Origin of the sequence: Pseudomonas sp. 14P_8.1_Bac3 (genome assembly GCF_025466085.1) — a bacterium.
Classification (GTDB): Bacteria; Pseudomonadota; Gammaproteobacteria; order Pseudomonadales; family Pseudomonadaceae; genus Aquipseudomonas.
The window spans coordinates 81,444-100,411 of sequence record NZ_JANLOD010000017.1 but is presented as its reverse complement, the minus strand read 5'-3'; the positions used below and the strand labels follow the sequence as shown (position 1 = coordinate 100,411).

General features: G+C 59.8%; 13 protein-coding genes. All 13 read left to right on the top strand.

Annotation, left to right across the window (positions count from 1 at the left end; translation table 11 throughout):
- The first annotated feature begins 31 nt into the window (after nucleotides 1-31).
- A complete protein-coding gene (locus tag NTD84_RS05515; RefSeq protein ID WP_262163990.1) occupies nucleotides 32-2,788 on the top strand; it encodes a glycosyltransferase family 2 protein in 2,757 nt (918 codons plus the stop codon).
- 247 nt (nucleotides 2,789-3,035) lie between these two features.
- A complete protein-coding gene (gene rfbF, locus NTD84_RS05510) occupies nucleotides 3,036-3,806 on the top strand; it encodes a glucose-1-phosphate cytidylyltransferase (protein WP_262163989.1) in 771 nt (256 codons plus the stop codon).
- A complete protein-coding gene (gene rfbG / locus NTD84_RS05505) occupies nucleotides 3,788-4,861 on the top strand; it encodes a CDP-glucose 4,6-dehydratase (RefSeq protein ID WP_410017331.1) in 1,074 nt (357 codons plus the stop codon). The genes rfbF and rfbG overlap by 19 nt, the downstream gene beginning before the upstream one ends.
- Nucleotides 4,854-6,176, top strand: a complete 1,323-nt coding sequence (gene rfbH, locus NTD84_RS05500) for a lipopolysaccharide biosynthesis protein RfbH (protein ID WP_262163988.1) — start codon at nucleotides 4,854-4,856, stop codon at nucleotides 6,174-6,176. The genes rfbG and rfbH overlap by 8 nt, the downstream gene beginning before the upstream one ends.
- Nucleotides 6,176-6,871, top strand: coding sequence for a sugar phosphate nucleotidyltransferase (locus NTD84_RS05495; protein WP_262163987.1), 696 nt, complete (start codon nucleotides 6,176-6,178; stop codon nucleotides 6,869-6,871). The genes rfbH and NTD84_RS05495 overlap by 1 nt, the downstream gene beginning before the upstream one ends.
- Nucleotides 6,868-8,235, top strand: a complete 1,368-nt coding sequence (locus NTD84_RS05490) for a CBS domain-containing protein (protein WP_262163986.1) — start codon at nucleotides 6,868-6,870, stop codon at nucleotides 8,233-8,235. Before NTD84_RS05495 ends, NTD84_RS05490 begins: the two co-directional genes overlap by 4 nt.
- Nucleotides 8,232-10,133 carry an N-acetylneuraminate synthase family protein gene (locus tag NTD84_RS05485; RefSeq protein WP_262163985.1) on the top strand — a complete coding sequence of 634 codons (1,902 nt, stop codon included), beginning with the start codon at nucleotides 8,232-8,234 and terminating at the stop codon, nucleotides 10,131-10,133. Before NTD84_RS05490 ends, NTD84_RS05485 begins: the two co-directional genes overlap by 4 nt.
- Before the next feature lie 43 nt (nucleotides 10,134-10,176).
- A complete protein-coding gene (locus NTD84_RS05480) occupies nucleotides 10,177-11,964 on the top strand; it encodes a thiamine pyrophosphate-binding protein (RefSeq protein WP_262163984.1) in 1,788 nt (595 codons plus the stop codon).
- A 1-nt stretch (nucleotide 11,965) separates the two neighbouring features.
- Nucleotides 11,966-12,727, top strand: coding sequence for a TylF/MycF family methyltransferase (locus NTD84_RS05475; RefSeq protein WP_262163983.1), 762 nt, complete (start codon nucleotides 11,966-11,968; stop codon nucleotides 12,725-12,727).
- Nucleotides 12,720-13,784, top strand: coding sequence for an FkbM family methyltransferase (locus NTD84_RS05470; RefSeq protein WP_262163982.1), 1,065 nt, complete (start codon nucleotides 12,720-12,722; stop codon nucleotides 13,782-13,784). Before NTD84_RS05475 ends, NTD84_RS05470 begins: the two co-directional genes overlap by 8 nt.
- Nucleotides 13,781-14,413 carry a class I SAM-dependent methyltransferase gene (locus tag NTD84_RS05465; RefSeq protein ID WP_262163981.1) on the top strand — a complete coding sequence of 211 codons (633 nt, stop codon included), beginning with the start codon at nucleotides 13,781-13,783 and terminating at the stop codon, nucleotides 14,411-14,413. Before NTD84_RS05470 ends, NTD84_RS05465 begins: the two co-directional genes overlap by 4 nt.
- Nucleotides 14,414-14,449: 36 nt before the next feature.
- On the top strand, nucleotides 14,450-15,370 hold the full coding sequence (locus NTD84_RS05460; protein ID WP_262163980.1) for a nucleoside-diphosphate sugar epimerase/dehydratase: 921 nt from the start codon (nucleotides 14,450-14,452) through the stop codon (nucleotides 15,368-15,370).
- An 87-nt stretch (nucleotides 15,371-15,457) separates the two neighbouring features.
- Nucleotides 15,458-18,967, top strand: coding sequence for a glycosyltransferase (locus NTD84_RS05455; protein WP_262163979.1), 3,510 nt, complete (start codon nucleotides 15,458-15,460; stop codon nucleotides 18,965-18,967).
- Nucleotide 18,968 lies beyond the last annotated feature (1 nt).

Genomic DNA, 18,968 nt, shown 5'->3' with positions numbered 1-18,968 from the left:
ATCCGGCGACTCGCTCGTTATAGGAATTCATATGCAAAGCAAATTCACGACTGGAACAGATGCTCCGTTGAACGAGCGATTCACCTTGGTGCTGTTGGCTTGCGATCAGCCGCGAAGCCTGCGCCGCGCCCTGCGTTACTACAGCGATTTGCCGTGCACGGTGCTGGTGGTCGACGCATCGCGCGAGGCCGACGCGGATATCGCCGACCTGTTTTCCACGGTCCGGTACCTGCACGCTCCGGCGACGCAAGCGCAACATTTCAGTGTCAGGGTCCGTCAGGTTCTCGGGCAGATCACCACGCCGTACATGGCCGTGGTTGAAGCCGAAAGCTTCTTGCTGCCGGAGGCACTCGAGCAATCCCTGGCCTTCCTGGAGGCGAATGCCGATTACGGCACCTGCCAGGGTTACAGCCTGGCGTTCGAGGCTCATGCCGATCGCGTCGATTATTACCTGCGTGATCGCAAGGGTTGCGAAGACTACAGCGACGATAGCGCTGAAGCTCGACTGGCAATACTGGCCGCCGATACGCCGTCTCTCGCCACAGCGGTTACGCGCACGGCCGTCCTGCAGCGCTGGTACGCAACGCTTGCGGCGGATTTCAATCCGGCCTTGCAGGAAAACGGCTATTCCCACGGGCTGACGGCGGGTGCGAAGGTGCGCCTGTTGCCTGTCCCGTACGCGCTGCATCATCGCTACAGCATGACGTTCGGTGCGATCACCGAGAAGTTGTTCGAGTCCACCTGGGACGCGCATCTCGCGGCGCCACTGCGTCGTTTCGAGCCAGCGCAATACGTTGAGCTGCCGTTCTACAACCAGGCATTTTTCGATGTGCTGACGGCGCTCGAATTCCTCCTGCATGCGGTGCCGACCGGTCAGGTGCAGCTCGAAGAGCTCGAAGCAGCCATGTTCCAGCAGAAGGAATTGTCGCGGGTTCATCGCAACGCCAGTGCCGAACCGCTGAACGAGCGCTTGCTCAAGGCTTTCGAGCTGTATGCCTTCAATCAGGATGTGGTGCAGCAACTGGCTCGCTCGCTGCAAAACGAAGGGGCCAAAGAACGCGCGCAAACGGTCCTGGCGTGGGGGCAGCGTTTGGCGGCGGCGACACTGGAAAACAATGGCCGGCTGTTCGACGCCACGCGTACCGGCCGGCTGTTGCAATGGCTTGAGGCTCGCGACCCGAGTGCCGCGCAGGTCAAAGACATCGGGCGGCACCTGGCCCGTAACGCTGGCGGTCCGACGTTCGGCATCCTGCTGCTGGACCTGGAAGCCGACATCTTCAAGCTTCAGGCAACGTTCGACAGCGTGATGAACAGCTATTGCCGCGCCTTCAAGATCATCGTGTTCACCACCGGCGACCTGCCGGCCGAAACCACGCTGCAAAATACCCTGCACTTTGTGAAGGTCAACGAAAGCAACTACGTCGACAAGATCAATCAGGTGGTCAGTCAGACCGATTGCGACTGGATGGTATTGGCTGAAGCGGGTGAAGAGCTGACGCCGAGCGGTCTGTATCAGGCAAGCCTGGAACTGCTCGCTGCACCGCAATGCCGTGCCGTGGCGATGGACGAATTCCAGCGCCAGGAAAACGGAACGCTGGTCGATGTCTTCCGCCCGGGCTTCAACCTGGACCTGCTGCAAAGTTATCCGGGTCTGATGGCTCGCCACTGGCTGGTCCGTCGGGACGTGATGGTCGAGGCGGGCGGCTATTCCCGTGAGTTCAAGAAAGCGCTGGAATTCGACCTGCTATTGCGGCTGATCGAGCAGGGCGGGCTGGACGGCCTTGCGCACCTGGACGAGCCGTTGCTGGTCGGGCGGGCGCCGGAAGAAGCCAGCAGCGTCGACGAGCGCAAGACGCTGCTGCGTCATCTCGCTACCCGTGGCTACCAGGCGGACGTCAGTACGCTGGTGCCGGGTACGCACAAGATCGATTACCGCTTTACCGAGCGCCCGATGGTGTCGGTCATCCTGCATGGGGTCAGCGATCTGGAAACCTTGCAGCGTTGCATTCGCAGTGTCTTGCAGCGCACCCGCTATCAGCGCTACGAACTGCTGCTGGCGGACGATTCGGCCTATGCGGCGCCCTTGGGTAACTGGCTCGACAGCCAGGGGCCACAGGCCAATCGCGTACGTCTGTTCAGCGCCGAACCGGGCCTGGCAACCGGCCGCCTGATCAATACGGCCAGCCAGCATGCCCAGGGCGAATACCTGGTCACGCTGGCGGCAGACAGCGAGGTGGTCAACGTCAACTGGATCGAGTCCCTGCTCAACCAGGTGCTGCGACCGGAAATCGGCGTCGCCGGTGCGAAGCTTGTTGATCAGGAAGGACGGATTACCCAGGCCGGCTTGATTCTCGGCTTCAACGACGGTGTGGGCTCGCCTTTCGTGGGCGAATCGAAGACTGCCAGGGGCTACATGAATCGGCTGGTGGTGGAGCAGAACTGCTCGGCCGTCTCCTTTGCCTGCCTGATGATCTCCAAGCAATTGTTCGAAGCGGCTGATGGCATTGATGTCGAACATTTTGCCGAAGCGTTCGGTGATGTCGATCTGTGCCTGCGGGTCGGTCAGGCCGGGTATCTGACCGTGTGGACACCGCACGTGCAGGTCATCCAGTCGGGCGTCCTTTCGCACACGGCTGCGGCTCGTCAAGTGTTCGGCGAGAAGTGGGCCGACGCCTTGGGTCATGACCGGTTCTACAACAAAAACCTCGCCGCCAGTGGCGCCGGTTTTGACCTCGGACCCGTGACCAGCATCGACTGGCCAGCATTGATCAAGCCAGCGACAGCCTGAGGTCCAAGGCTCGACAACTACCCGCGCCAATAAAAAAAGGCTCACCTCACGGTGGGCCTTTTTTGTGGGTGTCGGCTGCCGCAGACCCTTCGAAACGGGGCCTGCCAGCGCTTATTTTCCTGTGGCACCAATATTGCTTTCTGGTGTCTGCGCCCGGGTTAACCGTGCAGACGCCGAATTATTGGCGTCCCTTGCCAATGGCCAACGCTTCAATGAAGTCGATGTCGCCCACAGTTGAGAGAAACAGATGAAGGCAGTAATTCTGGCGGGAGGATTGGGAACTCGCATCAGTGAGGAATCGCATCTCAAGCCCAAGCCGATGATCGAGATTGGTGGCAAGCCAATCATCTGGCACATCATGAAGATCTACTCTCACTACGGCATCAACGACTTTGTGATTTGCCTGGGCTACAAGGGCTACGTCATCAAGGAATACTTCGCCAACTACTTCCTGCACATGTCGGACGTGACGTTCGACATGGCTGAAAACAGCATGCACATCCATCACGGCAAGGCCGAGCCCTGGCGCGTCACGCTGGTCGACACCGGCGAGGCTACGGGCACCGGTGGACGCCTCAAGCGCGTGCGCGATTACCTGGGTGACGAGACGTTCTGCTTCACTTACGGCGATGGCGTCTCGAACGTCAACATTCCCGAACTGATCGAATTTCATCGCCAGCACGGCAAGAAAGCCACGGTCACGGCCGTCCAGCCACCGGGTCGCTTCGGCGCAATGGAGCTCGAAGGGGCTTGCGTCAGGGGCTTCCAGGAAAAACCCCAGGGTGACGGCGGCTGGATCAACGGCGGTTTCTTCGTGCTGGAGCCAAGCGTGCTCGACGGTATCGAAGACGACTCGACCACCTGGGAATACGAGCCGATGCGCAACCTCGCGCGACAGGGCCAGCTCATGAGCCACTTGCACCACGGCTTCTGGCAACCGATGGACACCTTGCGCGACCGCGTCTTCCTCGAAGAACGCTGGAACAGCGGCAACGCCGAATGGAAACTCTGGAAGTGAATGCGTTCTGGGCGGGCAAGAAAGTCTTCCTGACAGGCCACACCGGCTTCAAGGGCGGCTGGCTGGCGTTGTGGTTGCAGCAGCTGGGCGCGCAGGTACACGGTTTCGCCTTGCCTGCCGCGACCACCCCGGCGCTATGGTCGGTGGCCGGCCTGGACCGTTTGATTGCCGGTGACCTGACGGACATTCGCGATGAAGCGGCGGTCGCCAACTCCCTGCAGGCCTTCCAGCCCGACGTGGTGTTCCATCTCGCGGCGCAACCGCTGGTGCGCGAAGCCTATCGCACGCCGGTCGAGACCTACGCGATCAACGTCATGGGCACCGTCAATGTGCTCGAAGCTGTGCGCCATTGCCCGAGCGTGCGCGCCGTGGTGGTGGTCACCACCGACAAATGCTACGAAAACCGCGAGTGGGTGTTGCCGTACCGCGAGTACGACGCCCTCGGCGGTTTCGATCCGTACAGCAACAGCAAGGCGTGTGTGGAATTGCTCTGCGCCTCGTACCGCAACTCTTTCCTGCAGGCGTCCGGCGCGGCGTTGGCCACTGCACGGGCCGGCAACGTGATCGGCGGTGGCGACTGGTCGCCGGAACGCTTGATCCCGGACGTGTTCCGCGCCTGGCAAAACCACGAAGAAGTGGTCCTGCGTTACCCCCACGCGACACGCCCCTGGCAACACGCGCTCGAACCCTTGATGGGTTACCTGATGCTGGCGCAGGCGCTAGTCGAGGACGGCGAGAAATACGCTGGCGCCTGGAACTTCGGGCCTGACAGCAACAGTGTCGCCACCGTCGAAACCATCGTCGGTCAATTGGCTGAAGTGTGGCCGGGCGCGGTGCGCTGGTCGGTCGATACTCAGGCGCAACCCCATGAAGCCGGGTTGCTGGCGCTCGATTCAAGCAAGGCTCGCCTGGAACTGGGCTGGACACCGCGCTGGTCGCTGGCCACCACCCTCGAACGCACGCTGGCCTGGAACCTCGCCTGGCAACAAGGCGAAGACATGCACATCTTTACCCGCAAGCAGATTGCGGATTACCAAGGCGATACCCATGAGTGAAAGTACTGCGGATCAGTTGCGCCAACAAATTGTCGAGTTGGTTGGGCGTTATGCGCAGCTGGAACTGGCACCTAAAGTCTTCGTCGCCGGCCAGAGCCCTGTGCCGCCCGCGGGCAAGGTGATCGGTGCAGGTGAACTGCAAACGATGACCGAAGCAGTGCTGGACGGTTGGTTGACCACCGGGCGCTTCAACGAAGCCTTTGAGAAACGCCTGGGTAAATTCCTGGGCCGTCGCTGCGTGCTGACCACCAACTCCGGATCGTCGGCGAACCTGGTCGCGTTTTCCGCGCTGACCTCGCCGCGCCTGGGAGATCGGGCGATCAAGCCGGGCGATGAAGTAATCGGCGTCGCGGCGGGTTTCCCGACCACGGTCAACCCGATCCTGCAATTCGGTGCGGTGCCGGTGTTCGTCGATATCGAACTGCCGCACTACAACATCGACCCGGCCAAGATCGAAGCGGCCATCGGCCCGAAAACCAAGGCGATCATGCTCGCGCACACCTTGGGCAACCCTTATGACCTGAAGGTCATTCGCGCCCTGTGCGACAAGTACAACTTGTGGCTGATCGAAGACTGCTGCGACGCACTCGGCTCGACGTACGACGGTCAACTGGTCGGCACGTTCGGCGACATTGGCACCTTGAGTTTCTACCCGGCTCACCACGTGACCATGGGCGAAGGCGGCGCGGTCTTCACCAACAGCCCGTTGCTCAGCCGCATCATGGAATCGTTCCGCGACTGGGGCCGCGACTGCTATTGCGCGCCTGGCCAGGACAACACCTGCAAGCAGCGTTTCTGCAAGCAGATGGGCCAGTTGCCGGAAGGCTACGATCACAAGTACACCTATTCGCACCTCGGCTATAACCTGAAAATCACCGACATGCAGGCCGCCTGCGGCCTGGCGCAGATGGACCGTCTGGAGGCATTCACCGAGGCGCGCAAACGCAATTTCCGTTGGCTCAGCGAGCGCCTGGCGAATTGCGCCGACTACCTGATCCTGCCGCAGGCCACGGCCAACACCGATCCGTCGTGGTTCGGTTTTCCGCTGACGCTGCGCGATGGCTGCGGCGTCAAGCGCGTGGAGCTGCTGCAATACCTCGACAGCCAGGGCATCGGCACGCGTCTGTTGTTCGCCGGCAATCTGGTGCGTCAGCCGTACATGGAAGGGCGCAATTTCCGCGTCAGCGGCGAGCTGACGGTCACCGACAAAATCATGAACGATACCTTCTGGGTCGGTGTATGGCCGGGCCTTGGCGAAGAACACCTGGGCCACGTCGCACGGTGCCTTGAGCAGTTTTTCGGGTTGGCCCGCTGATGCGCGCCTACATCCTTTGCGGTGGTTTCGGCACACGTTTGAGTGCCGTGCTCCAGGGGTCGCAGAAAGCCGTGGTCGACATTCATGGCCGGCCGTTCCTCGCGCTGGTATTGGCGCAACTGAAGCAGGCCGGTATCAGCGACGCGGTGTTGTGCGCGCATTACCGTGCCGATCAGTTGGCCGAGCTGCTGCCGGCACTGTCCGCCGAATCGGGCCTGAGCCTGCAACTGGTGGTCGAGGCACAACCGATGGGCACTGGCGGCGCGGTGTTGCAAGCGCTGCGTGAAGTGCCGCCGGGCGAGCGTTTCCTGGTGCTGAATGCCGATACCTGGCTCGATCACTCGGCCTACCACCTGGCGATGCACGCGACGAAGGATGTACTGGTCGGGGTCAAGGTCGAAGACCGTTCGCGTTACGGCAGCCTGAGCTGTTCAGACAGCCTGCAACTGCTGGCGCTGAACGAGAAAGGCGTGTCCGGGCCAGGCCTGGTCAACGCCGGCGTCTACGGTTTTGCCGCTGATTCGCTCGAAGGGTTTGTGTTGCAGGCCTGTTCGATGGAGCAAGAGATCCTGCCGCAGCTGATTGCCCGCCAGTCACTGAACGTCGGCGAGTATTCGGGGCCGTTTATCGACATCGGTACGCCTGACTCGCTGAGCGCTTTCAAGTCGGGTTTTCAAGAGGTCGAGAGCGCATGAATCAGTTGGTAAAAAGCCAGACGATCTATACCCACCAGACCATTCTCGACGCGGTTGAATGCATCGAGTCCGGTGCGCTGCAAATCGTCTTTGTGGTGGATGAAGAACGACGTCTGGCTGGCGTATTGACCAACGGCGACTTGCGCCGCTACCTGCTGCAAGGCGGCGCGACGACTGTGCCGGTCACCGAATGCATGAACACCGACTACCGCTCGGTGAAGCTTGGCGCCGCTCGCGAAGAAATGCTCAAGATCTTCGACCTGAGCTACAACGCGATCCCGGTGGTCGATGCCGAAGGTTATCTGGTCGACGTGGTCACGCCCGCACGGCTGGCGGCCAATCGGGAAGTGCCGGTCCTGGCGCGCGCACGGGCGCCGGTGCGGATGAGCTTCAGCGGCGGCGGTTCCGACCTGACCTATTACTTCGTGGAAAACCCGGCCGCAGTGCTCAGTTGCACGGTCGGCCTGTATTCCCACGCCACGCTGATCCCGCGAACCGACAGCGTCATCCGGATCTTCTCGGAAGACCTCGGCACCGAAGAACATTACGAGTCCATTGCCGACCTGCTGGTGCATGGCGACAAGGGGCTGCTGGCGACCATCGTTTCAGTGATCCAGCCTAGCTACGGTCTGGACCTGTACATCCGCTCGGACTTTCCTGTCGGCTCCGGGCTTGGCGGTTCGTCGGCGGTTACCACGGCAGTTATTGCCGCGTTCAACGAACTGCGCCGCGACCGCTGGAGCACTTACGAGGTTGCCGAACTGGCTTTTCAGTCCGAGCGTCTGTGCTTCGGCATCGCCGGCGGCTGGCAGGACCAGTACGCCTCGGCGTTCGGCGGTTTCAACCTGATCGAGTTCAAGGAAGGCCGCAACCTGGTCCATCCGATTCGCCTGGAAGACTCGATCTGCAACGAGCTCGAAGAGTGCCTGGTGCTCTGCGACACCCGCATTTCCCATGACTCCGGCAAGCTGCACGAGCAGCAGCGCGAGGAGATGGAGAGCAAGAATGCCCAAGGCCTGCTGATCACCGAAAGCGTGACGCTATGCCGGCACATGCACCACCACCTGATTCGCGGTGAGCTGCATGATTTCGGCCGTTGCCTGCATCAGGGCTGGATGCTCAAGCGCCAGTTTTCCCGAGCCGTCAGCGATGGCGTGCTCGACCGGATTTACGACAGCGCGCTGGCCGCCGGCGCGCTGGGCGGCAAATTACTCGGCGCCGGAGGCGGGGGCTTCTTCCTGTTCTTCGTGCAGCCCCAGCACCGCCAGGCCGTGACCTCCAAGGTCCGCGAGCTTGGCTGCCGAACCACCGATTTCCGTTTCGAATCCAACGGTGTCACTTCCTGGCGGACCAAAATTCAATGAGCACGCAAACCTTCAGCATCGATGGCGTTGTCATCGGTGGTGACCACACTTTTGTCATCGCCGAAGTGGGCAACAACCACAACGGCTCGGTGGAACTGGCGAAACAACTGGTCGACGCGTCGATCGCGGCGGGTGCCGATTGTGTGAAGTTTCAGCTGCGCAACCGTGAAGCCCTCTACCGTACGAAGGCTGACGGCTCGCGCGCCGAAGACCTCGGTGTCGAGTACATCCAGGACTTGCTCGACAAGGTCGAACTGACCGTTGACGAGCACTTGCAGATCCGCCAGTACTGCGCGCAAAAGAACATCAGCTACATCTGCACGCCGTGGGATGAGCCGAGTGTTGAAGTGCTCGCCGATTTTGACGTGCCGGCACTGAAAATCGCTTCCGCCGACCTGTGCAATCCGTACCTGATCGCCAAGGCTGCACAGCTGGGCAAGCCGTTGATCCTGTCCACCGGGATGTCGCTGGAGCACGAGATCGTCCGCGCCATCGAGCAGTTGAACGGCCTGGGCGTGCCGTTCGCGTTGCTGCATTGCAACAGCACTTACCCGGCGCCGGAAACCGATATCCAGCTGGGTTACCTCGCACGCTTGCGCGAGCTGCACGGCCTGATCGGCTATTCCGGTCATGAACGCGGCACGGCAATCAGCATCGCTGCCGTGGCACTGGGGGCGAAGTTGATCGAGCGTCACATCACCCTGGACCGTGGCATGGAAGGCCCGGACCACCTTGCCAGCCTGGAGCCGGAAGAGTTCCGGCAACTGGTCGAAGGCATCCGTCAGGTCGAGAAAGCCTTGCCGTGGACCGGCCCCGGTCGTCACGCGAGCCAGGGCGAATTGCTCAATCGCGAGAACCTCGGCAAGAGCGTGATCGCCGCCCGTGCCATCGAGCCCGGTGAAGTGTTCGAACAGAACATGCTGCGCGTGGCGAGCCCTGGTCAGGGACTGGCGCCGTATCGCCTGACCGACCTGCTCGGCAAGAAGGCCGGGCGTGCGATCCCGCAGGGCGATTTCCTGTTCGACAGCGACCTGTCCGAGCAAGCCGAAGTGCGCCGCGAATTCGCCATGCCGATCCTCTGGGGCGTGCCGGTGCGTTATCACGATTTCCTGCAGTATGAGCAGTGGATCAAGCCTGACCTGTTCGAATTCCATCTGTCCTATCGCGACTTGAGCGTGGCGCCCCAGGCGTACCTGCGTCAGGTCGAGTGCTCGCGCCTGGTGGTGCATGCCCCGGAGTTGTTCGAGAACAGCGAGCTGCTGGACCTGGTGGCTGACGACCTGGAATATCGCCAGCGCTCGATCGCCAACCTGCAACGGGTGGTCGACGCTACCCTGCAAATCGCCGAGTTCTTCCCCAACGCGGACTCGCTGCTGATCGTCGCCAACATCGGTGGTTTCTCGGCAGACGAGCCGTTCCCGGTCAGCCGGCGCGCCGAGCTTTACCGCCGCTTCCAGGAGTCCTGTGCGCAGGTCGATTTCGGGCGCACCGAGCTGATTCCGCAAAACATGGCGCCGTTCCCGTGGCATTTCGGCGGCCAGCGTCACCAGAACATTTTCATGATGCCGCAGGAGCTGGCCGAACAGGCCAAGGCGATGAACCTGCGCCTGTGCCTCGACCTCTCGCACCTGCAAATGGCCTGCTTCCATTTCGGCCTGGACTTCCAGGCGGCACTGGCGCTGCTGCTGCCGCACTCGGCGCACCTGCACGTGGCCGACGCCAAGGGCAGTAACGGCGAAGGCGTGCTGATGGGCACCGGTGACGTCGACTGGCCGGCGACCTGGACGCAACTCAAAGCGTACCCGCAGGTGAGTTTTATTCCCGAAGTGTGGCAAGGCCACAAGGATCACGGTGCCGGGTTCTGGTCGGCGCTGGATTTTCTGAATCAATTGAATTGAGCCGAGCGCTCGGCGAACTGGGGTTTGTACGATGGGTACCAAAATGCGTGTAGCTGACTACATCATGAATCGACTGGCGGAACTGGGCATCAAGCAGGTTTACTTCCTGCCGGGTGGCGGCGCCATGCATTTGAACGATGCCCTCGGACGTCATCCGGACCTTGAGCCGATCCTGTGCCTGCATGAGCAGGCTGCCGGGATCGCGGCTGAAGCGGCAGGCAAACTCACCGGCGGCCCCAGCGCGTGCATGACCACCTGCGGGCCGGGCGCCACCAACGCCGTCACCGCGACCCTGGGTGCCTGGCTCGACTCCACGCCGGTGTTCTTCATCTCGGGCCAGGTCAAGACCGCCGATTTGAAGGAAGGTACCGGCTTGCGCATGTTGGGTGTGCAGGAGGCCGACATCGTGACCATCGTGTCGTCGATCACCAAGCGCGCGGTGACGCTGACTGATCCTGAAGCCGTCGCCGAGGTGTTCGATGAGCTCGAATACGCGGCGCTCACCGGTCGTCGTGGCCCGGTCTGGCTGGACGTGCCACTTGATGTGCAGGCTGTGCAAATTGACCCGTCGCAATTGCGGCGTGCCAAGCTGCCACCTGTGGCGGCGGCAGTCGACCTCGCCGAGCCGTTGGCGCGTACCCTGGAATTGCTCAAAGCCGCCAAGCGCCCGGGCATTATCGCCGGCAGCGGCATTCGCATGGCGGGTGCGGTGGACGCGTTCAGCGCGCTAATTGAAAGCGCGGGCGTGCCGATCATGCCGACCTGGCTGGCGATGGACGTGATCGAAGATGAGCATCCGCTGTATGGCGGCCGCCCAGGTTCGATTGCACCGCGTTGGGCCAACTTCACCTTGCAGAACTGCGACCTGCTGATCGTACTCGGCTCGCGCCTGGACATGGCGCTGACGGCTTACAACCATGCCCATTTCGCCCCGCATGCGAAGAAGATCGTGGTCGATATCGACGCGGCGGAAATCGCCAAATTGCAGATGCCGGTCGAAGTGGCGGTGGTGGCTGACGTCAAACCGTTCATTGAAGGGCTGGTTGCCGGCATTAAGGCTGCGCCTTTGCCAGCGTTCGATGGATGGCTGGCGCAAATTGCCGCCTGGCGTCAACGCTATCCACTGCTGCAACCGGAACACGCCGACGACAGTGAAGGGGTGAGCATGTATCACTTCACCGATCGCCTTTCCGGGCTGTTGAAAGAAGGTGACGTGATCGCACCGGGCAGCTCCGGTTTTGCCTCCGAACTGTTTCTGTTGAACTTGCGCCTGAAGAAAGACCAGCGTTGCTTCCACAACCGCGGAACCGGTTCGATGGGCTTTGGCATTCCCTCGGCCATCGGCGCCTGCCTCGCGGCGGGTCGCAAGCAGACGATCTGTGTCGAAGGCGACGGCGGCGTGCAACTGAACATCCAGGAGCTGGCGACGCTGGCTGCGCAGAACCTGCCGGTCAAGTGCTTCGTGATCAACAATCAGGGTTATGCCTCGATCCGTACCTCGCAAAACATGCACTTCAAATTGCTGGTCGGTGCCGACGACACCAGTGGCCTGAAACTCCCGGATCTTCAGCAACTGGCCGCTGCCTATGGCGTTGGCTATGCACGCATAGAAGCGCACGAAGGACTGGACGCTGCCTTGAGCGAAGTGCTTGAGCGCAGTGGCCCGGTCATTTGCGAAGTCTTGGTTCAGGTCGAAGAGGCGCGGGTTCCGCGGGTCATGACCCGTATCAACGAACAGGGAAAACCGGAAACCGGCGCGCTGGAAGATCTGTATCCATTCCTGTCGCGTGACGAGTTCAACGAGCAGATGGCGATTTCGGAGCGCAACTGAAATGGCCTGGCTGAAAAGAAAGTTGACCGGCATGAGCTACCGCTACTTGCGTGGCACTGTCTCGTGGGCGCACGCCAAGTCGCCGGAGATCCGTCATGAACGGTTGCTGCCTTATTCCAGCTACGCGCCATGGTGCGGTGACAACGATTTCGAGCGGGCGCTGGCGCTGGTTGAACGAAACACGCTGGTCGATAAATACCGGTTGTTCGAATTGTGGTCGCTGGCCCGGCAACTGGACGGTGTCGACGGCGACTTTCTCGAAGTAGGCGTGTGGCGCGGTGGCTCGGGTTGCCTGTTGGCAATGGCCAGCCAACGGCCCGGACGCAAGGTGTTCCTGGCCGACACATTCACGGGTGTGGTCAAGGCCGGCAGCCTTGATACACGCTACGAAGGCGGCGAGCACAGCGACACGGATATCCAGTTGGTTGAAGCCCTTGCCGCACGTTGCGGTGTGAGTGATCGCGTTCACCTGCTGGAAGGCATGTTCCCGGAACATAACGCCGAGCAGGTGGGACCACGGCTGGCCTTCCTGCACATCGACGTGGATGTGTATGAGTCCGCTCGCAGTGTCCTGGAATGGGCGTTGCCTCGTCTGGTGGGCGGGGCCGTCGTAGTGTTTGATGATTATGGTTTCTACGGCTGCGAAGGCGTGACCCGCCTGGTGAATGAGTTCACCGCTGCCAACCAGGATTTCCGCTTCATGCATAACCTCAACGGTCATGCCGTACTGGTGCGGGTTGCTTCGGGAGCCAGCCATGCTTGATAGGCAGAACTTCGAGCATGTGCTGGTCTACGGCGCGCGACTGGCTGGCCAGCGGGTTCAGGCTTACCTGGCAGGTGAGGGCATCGAGGTCAGCGCGTTTCTTGACCGTGATGCATCGCTAAAGGACGTCGACGGAATTTGCGTGGCAACGGCTACCGACTGGGCTACAAAACATAGCGCCGCGAATGCGTGCGTCATCATTGGCCTGTTCAACAATTACGTGGACGTCGGCGAAGTCGTTACTCAGTTGCAGCAGTTGGGCTACGGCCGAGTCATCAGCCTTGTCGAGTTCGTTCGTTATTACCCCAAGGATCAGCCATTCCGCTACTGGCTGGTCGAGCCGAGTTTCTACGAAGCACATGCCGACCGAATCGCGCGGATGCGTGAGCAATTGGCCGATGAGACCAGTCGCGAACTGCTGGATCGCATCGTCGAGTTCAGAATCACCGGCGACTACCTGCGCCTGCCCGCGCCGACACCCCGGCAGTATTTCCCTAATGACTTGCCTGATTGGCCGCAACCGCTGCGCTTCATCGATTGCGGTGCCTACACTGGCGATACCGTGGAAGAAATGCGCGCCGCTGGCCTGGCATTTGACGCGGTGGCCACTTTCGAGCCCAACCTTGAAAACTATGCGGTACTCGTCAAAAGCCTGAGTGACCTCAATGCGGTGAACTTTCCGTGTGGCGTTTCCGATGGCAATCGGCGGGTCGGCTTCGATGGTGCCCTGGGCGCTGGCGGTCATCTTGTCGAGTCCGGTGGCGAGATCGTGACCTGCGTTCGTATGGATGACGCCTTGCCCGGTTTTGCCCCGAACCTGATCAAGATGGACATCGAAGGCGAAGAGCCCGCAGCGCTTGAAGGTGCCAAATCCATGATTGTGGAGCACCGACCGAATCTGGCGATCAGCATTTACCATCGGGCCGAGCACCTGTGGAGCATTTTTGAACAGCTGCGCAGCTTCGACCTGAATTACCGCTTCTATTTGCGCTGCCATGCGCACAGCAGTTTTGACACCGTTTTGTATGCGGTAAACAGCCTTGAGGAAATTCGATGAGCCGAGCAGAAAAATCGAGCTACTGGGATGCGTTCTACAGTAGCCGAAAGAAAGGTGCGCCGGCCTATCCGTCGCAGTTTGCGGCGTTCGCCATCAATGAGCTGACAGACGTTGACGGGGTTATCGAATTCGGTTGCGGCAATGGCCGTGACAGTGAATTTTTTGCCGCTTACGGCTTCGATCTACTTGGCCTGGACGCTTCGGCCGAAGCCATTGACCTGTGTCGTTCACGCAGTGCCCATGAACATGCGCGCTACGTGCAGTGTCCAGCCGGGGCGGCCCGCGACGAGATCACGAGTTTCCTGTCGGGCAAGCGCAAGGTAGCCGTTTATGCGCGCTTTTTCCTGCATGCCATCGATGAAGACGAAGCGAACGCTTTTCTGGATTTGCTCAGTGTGCTGCTGCCTGCGCAAAGCCGAGTGTTCTTCGAATATCGCACTGTCGACGATGCCGATCAGGAAAAGACTTTTGGCACCGATCATTACCGACGTTATCTGGATCACAGCGATATGTTGGCAAACATAGAACGCGCCGGGTTCAGCATTGATTACCAGATTGAAGGGCATGGTCTGGCCAAGTTTCGTGACGAAGATGCCAAAGTCGGGCGTTGTGTTGCGCAAAAGAACTGAGTCGTACGCGCGCGAGCGCGCATCAGGGGAATGAATATGCAGGACCTGCAAGGCAAGAAACTCGTGCTGTTTGGTGCTGGCAAGAGCGGTGGTCTGTTTATTGAACAAAACCGTGACCTGACCATTCTGGCGGTCGCCGATAACGATCCCCAGAAGCAGGGTGGAACGTTTTTCGATTACCCGGTCATTGCGGCAGACCAGATTGCCGAAAGCGGCGGCGATGCAATTGTCATCACCAGCGTATGGTCGGAAAGCATTCTGTCTCAGCTTGATGCGCTGGGTTTGGAAGCCATACCGAAAATCATTCCCGGCAAGCGTGAAATGAAAGGGATGCGCGACGTTCACCCGTTTTCCCATGCGCCGACCAAAGCCATAGCGCGCGACCTGGTGTTGGCGTTGTGTGCACTTGCGGATGCCGGGAACATCGATCTGTATCTTGATTTCGGAACGCTCCTCGGTGCGTTGCGCGGGGGGGACTTTATCGCTTGGGATGACGATATCGACTTCTCCGTGAATGATGACCAGTTTGAAGGGTTAGTCGAATTGGTGCGTGGTAGCAGGCAGCAACTGCCGCAAGTGGAAGGTGTTGAGTGGAGCGTCGAGTTGATCGCCACCCATGGTTTTGATTTCGCCATCAGGATCACCTGTGCGAACGCCGAAGGGAGTGATCAGGTGATTGCGTTCGAAACCGACATCGCCCGTCGCGTGCGTCGCGACGGCTCTGCCGTGGTGATCGGTGCGATGCCGGAGTGGTTTTGCCCTGAGGCCCATTTTGATGGCTACGACGAAGTCGAGCTTTTCGGTGCAACACTCAAGGCGCCAAAAAATGCCTTCGAGTATCTGAATTTTGTGTATGGCGAGTGGCAAGTACCGAAAAAGGACATGTCGTTCGCCGACTACAACAATTCCGGAGAAGTGCTCTTCGAGCATTACGATAATTCGATCCGTCAGCTTTAACCCGGGTTGATGGTCTCGGCTCTGTAAGTTCGTCAGGCGATGGTGCAGTCCCGCAACGTGACTTCAAGAAGTCAGGAGCAGTAGTAAATGGTTCGTTCATTGTTTGCCAGGCGGCCAAGTCCTTATTACATCATTGCACCTGACTATCGGCGCAACTCGGCGGGCGTCCGGGTGTTGCACATGTTGTGCGATGCATTGATCCGTTCGGGTTTTGAAGCCTATGTCTCGGCGGGCGTGGTTGATCCGAGGTTGATGACCCCTCGTTTGACCGGCGATGTGCGGGCACTGCACAAATCTCAGGGTGTCGAGCCTGTTGTGGTTTATCCGGAAGTGATGGACGGCAACCCGCTGGGCGGCAATGTTGTTGTGCGATATTTGCTGAATCACCCGGGACTGCTGCGCGAAGTCAGTCCGTTTGGCAAGGACGACATACTGTTCTCCTATACCCGGACACTGTTGCAACCAGGCATGAGCGAAGACCGCATCCTTTATATGCCTGCTGTCGATCTCAGTATTTTCTGCCCTCCGACAGACCCTGCAACGCGTATTGCTGGAAAGGTCTGTTACTACCAGGGAAGGCATGCGCAAGCTTTGGTCGATCCGGCACTACTTGCCGCCGATTCCGTCGAAATCACGCAGCAAAGTCCAGGTTCCTGGGAGGACCTGGCAGCACTCTTTCAAAGCTGTGAGTTTTTCTACTGCACCGAACCATCGGGGCTGGCTGCTGAAGCCGTGCTCTGTGGCTGTGTAGCGATCATTCTTCCGAACAAGTATGCGACTGCGCCTTTGTCTCAGCATGAAAACAACGGGTACGGCTGTGCGTGGGGAAACACCCCGGAAAACATCGAGCAAGCGCGTGAAACGCTGCCGTTGATGCGCCAAAGCCTTTTGAAAAACCAGTCGGCTTTTTGGTCTGCTCTTGATCATTTCATCGAAGTTACCCAGGCCGCAGTCGAACAGTACCAAGGCCGAAACCTGAAATCCGAAGTGGCCCAATGGCTTGATAGCCGGGTGCTGACCGATGTGCAGCAGACGCTCATCAATCAACACCTTCGCGGCCGCGACGTGCCAGCGATCGGGGTCGTGGTGCTTGATCAGCAGGGAACACTGGAGGGGTTGAACGACACCCTTGAAAGCCTCGCGCAATGCTCCGGGCTTCAGGTGGCCTTTCATCCCAGGGTATTGACCACGGCTGATGGCGTCATCGATAACCAGAGTATCTACAAGCTTGACGAGACCGATCCGGTCGCCACGATCAATCAGGTGGTCAACACTTCTGGCTGCGATCTTTTCGTCATCGTACGCGCGGGTCAAACCTTCACTGTAGCCGGGCTTCTGAGCATCGTCCTGGACCTGGCCGCCGGGCATGCAAGTCGTGCAATCTATGCCGACGAAGTCATGCGATTCGACGATGGCAATCTCGACTTGCTGTTGCGCCCCGACATCAACCTTGATCTGTTGCTCAGCTTTCCAGCCAGCATGGCGCGACACTGGCTGTTCCGCCGTGAAGTCTGGCTCGAGATGGGCGGCTTCGATACGCGGTATCAAGATGCCTTCGAGCTGGAATTCATTCTGCGCCTGATCGAAACGAATGGACTTGAAGGGCTGAGGCATATCAGCGAGCCGCTGGTTATCGCCGATGCCTTGATGCTGCAGGACAATCCTCAACAGCGCGAAGTGATCGAGCGTCATCTGCAAGCGAGAGGTTTTGCAGCGCCGCATATCGCTTCCCGTTTACCGGGTCAGTATGAACTGGACTACGGACACGCGACTTCACCCTCCGTCAGCATTCTGATCGTGGTGGATGGGCAGCTTGCCCACGCGCAACGCTGCGTGGAAAGTCTGCTGGAGAACACCAGCTACACAAATTTCGAGTTGTTGTTGCTGGATCGTGGCAACGCAGATCCATTGGTCACGCAATGGCTTGCGGGCATTGATCAAATGGGCGTCGGGCATCTTCGCGTGTTGCGATTCCCGGCTGAGCTGTCTCCAGAGATGATTCGGAACCAGGCAGCAGGTGAATCTCGCGGCGAGTTTCTGCTGTTTCTGGATGCTGGTACCGGCATTCTCGCAGCGGATTGGCTTCAACAGCTGTTGAACCATGCAATGCGCCCCGAAGTGGGTTGCGTAGGCGCCAAGCTGATCGATGCGCAAGGCAATGTTCGCCAGGCTGGATGGCTTCTGGGATTGGGCGCAGCCGTTGCAAACCCTTACGAAGGCATACGGGCCGATGCTGCTGGCTACATGCAGCGCCTGCAAGTCGATCAGAACTGCTCAGCCGTGAGTGGACAATGCCTGATGTTGCGCCAGGCACTCTTCGCCGAAGTGGCCGGCTTTGATGAGCAGTTGCAGCCTTGGGCGGACGCTGATCTTTGCATGAAGATTCAACAGGCGGGCTACTTGAATGTGTGGACACCAAGGGTCCAATTATTGGTTGGTGAACCCGACCATGCGCCTGCAACGCCAGAGCAGGAGGATCGGCTGTATGCGCGCTGGCTACCTGCGCTGGCACGGGACAGGTCCAGTAATCCAAACTTCTCCGGGGTTCGCGAAGGTGTGTTTGACTATGCCGACTTGTCGCTGTCCTGGCGTCCGCTGTCTTCCTGCACATCGGTACCGACTATCGCGGCCCATCCCGCGGATCAAACGAGCAGCGGACTGCATCGCATCATCCAGCCTTTCAACGCGATGCGTGATATGGGTTTGATCCAGGGCGCTCAATTTGCCGATCTGCTCTCGGTGGTGGAGCTGGAGCGCTATGCGCCTGATGCAATCGTGCTGCAGCGAAACGTCAGTGGAGAGCATCTGGAGGCCATGCGCCGGATGAAAACCTTCTCGCGTGCTTTCAAGGTTTACGATCTCGATGCCTACCTGCCGGATCTTGCGGCGAGTCTGCCGCATTCCGGTCAGCAGCCTGGAGACGTTCTCGGTTCGCTGCGGCGTGCGCTTTCCTTCGTCGACCGACTGGTGGTTCCTGGCGATTTCATGGCACAGCTGTTCGAAGGGTTTAACGCTGACATCCGTGTCGTCAAAAACCGCCTGGACCCGCGCAACTGGGATGGCTTGCAAGGCAAGCGTCGATGCGGTGAAAAACCCCGGGTTGGTTGGGCGGGAGATCTGGACAGCATCGCTGAACTGGAGGTTGTTGCCGACGTCATCAAAGCGCTGGCGGATGAGGTTCACTGGGTATTTCTGGGCGCATGTCCGGAACATCTGCGTCCGTTCGTGCACGAATTCCATAAGGCTGTCGCGGTTGAACAGTACCCGGCTACCCTCGCGTCACTGAATCTTGATCTTGCGTTGGCGCCTCTTGAAGACAACCTTTTCAATCGCTGCAAGAGTAATGTCCGGTTGCTCGAGTTTGGTGTGTGTGGCGTGCCGGTGATATGCAGCAATCTGGAAGCTTATCGCGACGGCCTGCCCGTGAAACGAGTGGAAAATCGTTTCGAAAACTGGGTCGAGGCCATCCGTGCGCATGTTGACGATCTTGATAGCGCCGCAGCCCTTGGTGATTATCTGCAGGCTTGCGTGCGTCATGACTGGATGCTGGATGGCCCGGCGCTTGCAGCGTGGCACGACAGTTGGCTGGGAAGGTAGG